Source organism: Pseudomonas sp. SDO5522_S412 (assembly GCF_054071215.1).
The window spans coordinates 1-5,069 of sequence record NZ_JBSVWQ010000327.1 but is presented as its reverse complement, the minus strand read 5'-3'; the positions used below and the strand labels follow the sequence as shown (position 1 = coordinate 5,069).

Below are 5,069 nucleotides of genomic sequence, written 5' to 3'. Positions count from 1 at the left end.
CCGGCGACTGACACACTGCATTCGCGAGCAAGCCCGCTCCCACATTTGGATTGTCGCCAGCAAGGAGAACTCAAATGAGCTCCACCAAAGACCCCTGCATCAGCGTCTGCAAATTCACCGATGACATCTGCGTGGGCTGCGGGCGCAGCAAGCGCGAGATCCGTGCCTGGAAGAAACTCGACAAGGTCGACAAGCGCACGGTACTCGCCGAAGCCGAGCTGCGCCTGCTGGCGCTGGGTGCCACCGGTCGGCGGAAAGGCAAATGAGCCCGCACTTATCGACTAGTCTCTGATGCGCAACGCGCGCCATGAGCGTATGATTCGCGACCCTTTGGCGATGCGTTCGCCAAAAGCCCAGCTTTTACTATCTTCAGGCCAAGCCTGAATCGACACACCGGGAGGTGCTTAAGATGAGTGACCAAGACCAGAACGACACCCAGGAAATCGGCCCCGCAGGCGAAAAACTGCAGAAAGTCCTCGCCCGTATCGGCATAGGCTCGCGCCGCGACGTAGAAGCCTGGATCACCCAGAAGCGCATCAAGGTCAACGGCGTTGAAGCCACCCTTGGCCAGCGCGTCGACCTGCACGATGCCATCACCATTGATGGCAAGGTCATCAAGCGTGAAGAGGCCGCCGAATCGGTGCGCCGCGTCATCATGTACAACAAGCCTGATGGCGAAATCTGCACCCGTGACGACCCGGAAGGCCGTCCAACCGTATTCGACAAGATGCCGCGCCCCAAAGAAGGCCGCTGGATCAACATCGGTCGTCTCGACATCAACACCACCGGCTTGCTGATGTTCACCACCGACGGTGAGCTGGCCAACCGCCTGATGCACCCTTCCTACGAGATGGACCGTGAATACGCGGTACGTGTGCGTGGTGAAGTCGATGACGAAATGATCGAGCGCTTGAAAGCCGGCGTCGTGCTGGAAGACGGCCCGGCCAGGTTCACCGACATCAAGCAGGCGCCGGGCGGCGAAGGCTTCAACCATTGGTACCACTGCGTGGTGATGGAAGGCCGTAACCGTGAAGTACGTCGCCTGTGGGAATCCCAGGGCCTGGTGGTCAGCCGCCTGAAGCGCGTGCGTTTCGGCCCGGTGTTCCTCAACTCCGACCTGCCGATGGGCCGCTGGCGCGAAATGAGCCAGTACGAAGTCGACATCCTCAGTGCCGAAGTCGGCCTGACGCCGGTGGCCATGCCGCAGATGAACGCCAAGAGCAAAGACAAGCTTGAGCGTATGCAGCGTAAATCGTCGCGTCCGGTGGCGCGTACCGACCGTGTTGCCCGCACCCTGCGCCCTGCGCTGGATGCACCGGCCACGGGCGGCCGCATCTCCCGCGAGCCGCACATCGAAGGCGAGCGTCGTCCTTCGGCACCGCCCCGTCAGGATGGCGAACGTGCGCCGCGCGCACCGCGTCCAGCCGGTCGTGGTGATGCACCTGCCGGCGGTCGCGGTAACCGTGGCGAGTCTGGTCGTGGTGCTCCGGCTGCGGGCCGTGCCGACGACAGCGCCAGCACCAAACGCCCAGCCAAGCCATCGCCGAAAAAGCGCCCGGGCCTGAAGCTGGTCGATGACGCGCCATCGGGCAAGCGTCGTGGTGCACCGGCCGGTTCCGCCCAGCGTCCAGGTTTTGGTCGCAAGAAGCCGCAGTGATTCGTTAAGCGCTGCATAAAAACGCCAACCCTTGGGTTGGCGTTTTTTTTGGCCTGGATTTGGAACCTGCTCTATGAGCAAAGCAGGTCCATTGTGGGAGTGGGCTTGCTCGCGAATGCGGTGTATCAGTTGATACATCCAGTGACTGACCCACCGCATTCGCGAGCAAACCCGCTCCCACAGTTGATCTCCATTGTTTTGGCGGGCGTGTCAGAACATGAAAGCCCCATCGAACACGGGTTTATCGTCGAGGGCCAACACGCCACTGGCGAAGATCAGGTCCAGATGATGGCTGCCTTTCTGCCCGCCACCCAATCCCAGGTGCAGCCCGCAATGACGCTCTTCAAAGCCGGCGTTGCGCGCATACAAATCCTTCACGCCTTCATTGGTGCCAATGCCCAGTTCTTCCACCCGGCGATTGGACGGGTTGGCATTCAGGTATTTGTTGAAGTCATCCGCCAGCCCCGGCACTTCGCTGGCCACGGTGCAGATGGTCGAGTTCTCGATCCACAGTTCCAGCGGTGATTGCAGCACGCCGTATTTACGCGCAAAGGGAATGGTGCTGAGGAAGGTGCCGACAAACCGCACCTGGCCGTTGATGGCCTCGCTGTGGGTCGCGATCTCGCCGGGCGCCAGGTCGTGGTTGCCGACGCCGTTGATATTGGTCCACTTCTTGATGCTGCTCATGGGCGCTTCAAGGCGCGAGCCATGCTGGTCGGTGAAGCTCAGCACGCTGGCCTGGGACATGCGCCGGATCAACGTGGCGTTGAGGTCGGCAATTCGCTGTGGGGCGACGCTGAAGGTGTCGTAGAAATAGTCGCCGTAGTCCTTGAGCAGCAGGGATTTTTTCCAGTGCTCGGCCATCACGCCTTGCAGGGCACGGATAAAGTCCGGGCCTTCGGCGCGTGGGTTGGGCAGGGTCGAGGAATCGTAGAGAAACATGTACAGGTCACAGCCTTCGATGGCCTTGGCCAGCGTTTCGCTGGGGGCTTGGTCCAGGCGTTGTACCTGGAAGTCGAAACGCGCGGTGCTGCCCTGGATGATCGATTGGGCGATGGCGTCGTAGCGTTCGGTATGGCCAAGCAAAATGGTGGGGCGGTGCAGGCCGGCGAGGGCCGGGTGATGGGCGAGGTAATACAGAAAATGTTCGACGGCGCGGGCCTTGTCCATGACGTCCTTCCTTCAAAGCCTTCGGTAGGAGCAGTGGCAGGTGCGGCGTCCCGCACCTGCCGGGGTGCCTGATCAGATTAGAAAGGCCACATCGCGGTGCCGAACGGCACGACGGCATCGGCTTGCATCATTTCAACGGCGGCCTCATGGGTCGGCGCTTCAAACCAATCGTCGAGTTGCAGTTCGGTTTCCAGGTCATTTTCCAGTGCTTGCATGGTGAATCTCCTAGATGACGTTGTTTGAGAACGAGCTTGCCAGCTTGCTGCGCTGGGCAAGTGGATGAACCTAGAAGAGAGTGTTTGGGATTGCAAAATTTTTATTGACACGGTTCCATTTGGATTTTTTATTCCGTTTTGATGGCGATTTGGTTTATGTCGATGAAACAGAGAGTTGGTTGCATCGTTTTGTAGGAATCGTCCTTTCGTCAACTTCTCGTTATCTGAAAGAATTTTCCTAATGTCCCTCCTATCTGCCGCACCGCATCCTGTCAGCCCAGACAGGTTTGGCGGTGTACAATGCGCCGCGTTTTACTGTGATCCCACTCTCTCAGGGCTATCCGCCTTGTTCATTCCGCCTGGCCACAAGCCCGTCGGGTTCGATTTCGTCACAGATAAAAACAACAGGTGACGTATGACCGTAAGAAAAAACGCTGGACCGGGGTTTGATCGGCGCTGCTGTAGCCCGTTACCAAAGCAGCACCCCTCCATGAGCACCCTCAAACCTTGCGTGAGACCCTTTCCATGAGTGAAGCCAACTCGCATTCAGGCGAACTGAAGCGCGGCCTGAAAAATCGCCATATCCAACTGATCGCCCTCGGTGGCGCGATTGGCACCGGGTTGTTCCTGGGGTCGGCCGGCGTGCTGAAATCCGCCGGGCCGTCGATGATCCTCGGGTATGCCATATGCGGCTTTATTGCCTTCATGATCATGCGCCAGCTGGGCGAGATGATCGTCGAAGAGCCGGTGGCCGGTTCCTTCAGCCACTTTGCCCACAAGTATTGGGGCGGTTTCGCCGGCTTCCTGTCGGGCTGGAACTGCTGGATTTTGTACATCCTGGTGGGCATGTCGGAGCTGACGGCGGTTGGCAAATATGTGCACTACTGGTGGCCCGAAATCCCGACCTGGGTGTCGGCGGCGGCGTTTTTTGTGTTGATCAATGTGATCAATCTTTCCAACGTCAAAGTCTTCGGCGAGGCCGAGTTCTGGTTTGCGATCATCAAGGTGGTCGCCATTGTCGGGATGATCGCCCTGGGCAGTTACCTGTTGGTGAGCGGCACCGGCGGGCCACAAGCCTCGGTGACCAACCTGTGGGAGCACGGCGGGTTCTTTCCCCATGGCGTGGGTGGTTTGGTGATGGCCATGGCGATCATCATGTTCTCGTTTGGCGGCCTGGAGATGCTCGGGTTTACTGCGGCTGAGGCGGACAAGCCACGCACGGTGATTCCGAAGGCGATCAACCAGGTGATATACCGGATCCTGATTTTCTACATCGGCGCGTTGGTGGTGCTGTTGTCGTTGACGCCTTGGGACAGCTTGCTGGAGACCCTGAATGCCTCCGGGGACGCCTATAGCGGCAGTCCGTTTGTGCAGGTGTTTTCGATGTTGGGCAGTAACACGGCAGCGCATATTCTCAACTTTGTGGTGCTGACGGCGGCGTTGTCGGTCTACAACAGCGGCACTTACTGCAATAGCCGGATGCTGTTGGGGATGGCCGAGCAGGGTGACGCGCCTCGCGCATTGGCGAAGATCGACAAGCGCGGGGTGCCGGTGCGGTCGATCCTGGCGTCGGCGGCGATTACGCTGGTGGCGGTGTTGATGAATTACCTGATTCCGCAGCATGCGCTGGAGTTGTTGATGTCGCTGGTGGTGGCGACCCTGGTGATCAACTGGGCGATGATCAGTTTTTCGCATTTCAAGTTTAGGCAGCATATGGATCGGACGGGGCAGGTGCCGTTGTTCAAGGCGCTTTGGTATCCGTATGGGAATTATGTTTGCCTGGCGTTTGTGGTGTTTATTCTTGGGGTGATGCTGCTGATTCCGGGGATTCAGGTGTCGGTGTATGCGATTCCGGTTTGGGTGGTGTTTATGTGGGTTTGTTATGGGATCAAGAACAGGCGCAAGGCTCGGGAGGGGGTGGCCTTGGACCGGGGGTGATCTTGAGTACATATCCGTTGCTGCGGTAACGGCTGCTTATGGTTCCGCTCTTACAGCGGCTCACTTTGGAAAAGCCCCAAAGTAAGCAA

General features: G+C 58.9%; 5 protein-coding genes. 3 read left to right on the top strand and 2 right to left on the bottom strand.

The features are described 5' to 3' along the window. Positions 1 to 74: 74 nt before the first annotated feature. Positions 75 to 266 carry a DUF1289 domain-containing protein gene (locus ACW9I6_RS30725; RefSeq protein WP_008433107.1) on the top strand — a complete coding sequence of 64 codons (192 nt, stop codon included), beginning with the start codon at positions 75 to 77 and terminating at the stop codon, positions 264 to 266. 143 nt (positions 267 to 409) lie between these two features. Continuing rightward, positions 410 to 1,657, top strand: a complete 1,248-nt coding sequence (gene rluB / locus ACW9I6_RS30720; RefSeq protein WP_457340181.1) for a 23S rRNA pseudouridine(2605) synthase RluB — start codon at positions 410 to 412, stop codon at positions 1,655 to 1,657. Between the two features lie 210 nt (positions 1,658 to 1,867). On the opposite strand, the gene ACW9I6_RS30715 is transcribed toward rluB, so the two are convergent. Next, complete coding sequence (locus tag ACW9I6_RS30715; RefSeq protein WP_457340180.1) at positions 1,868 to 2,827, bottom strand: leucyl aminopeptidase; 960 nt, start codon at positions 2,825 to 2,827, stop codon at positions 1,868 to 1,870. Between the two features lie 77 nt (positions 2,828 to 2,904). Beyond that, positions 2,905 to 3,042 carry a hypothetical protein gene (locus ACW9I6_RS30710; RefSeq protein WP_003175756.1) on the bottom strand — a complete coding sequence of 46 codons (138 nt, stop codon included), beginning with the start codon at positions 3,040 to 3,042 and terminating at the stop codon, positions 2,905 to 2,907. Positions 3,043 to 3,567: 525 nt separating this feature from the next. Here ACW9I6_RS30710 and ACW9I6_RS30705 point away from each other — a divergent pair. Next, a complete protein-coding gene (locus ACW9I6_RS30705) occupies positions 3,568 to 4,980 on the top strand; it encodes an amino acid permease (RefSeq protein ID WP_003220082.1) in 1,413 nt (470 codons plus the stop codon). The last annotated feature ends 89 nt before the right edge of the window (positions 4,981 to 5,069 follow it).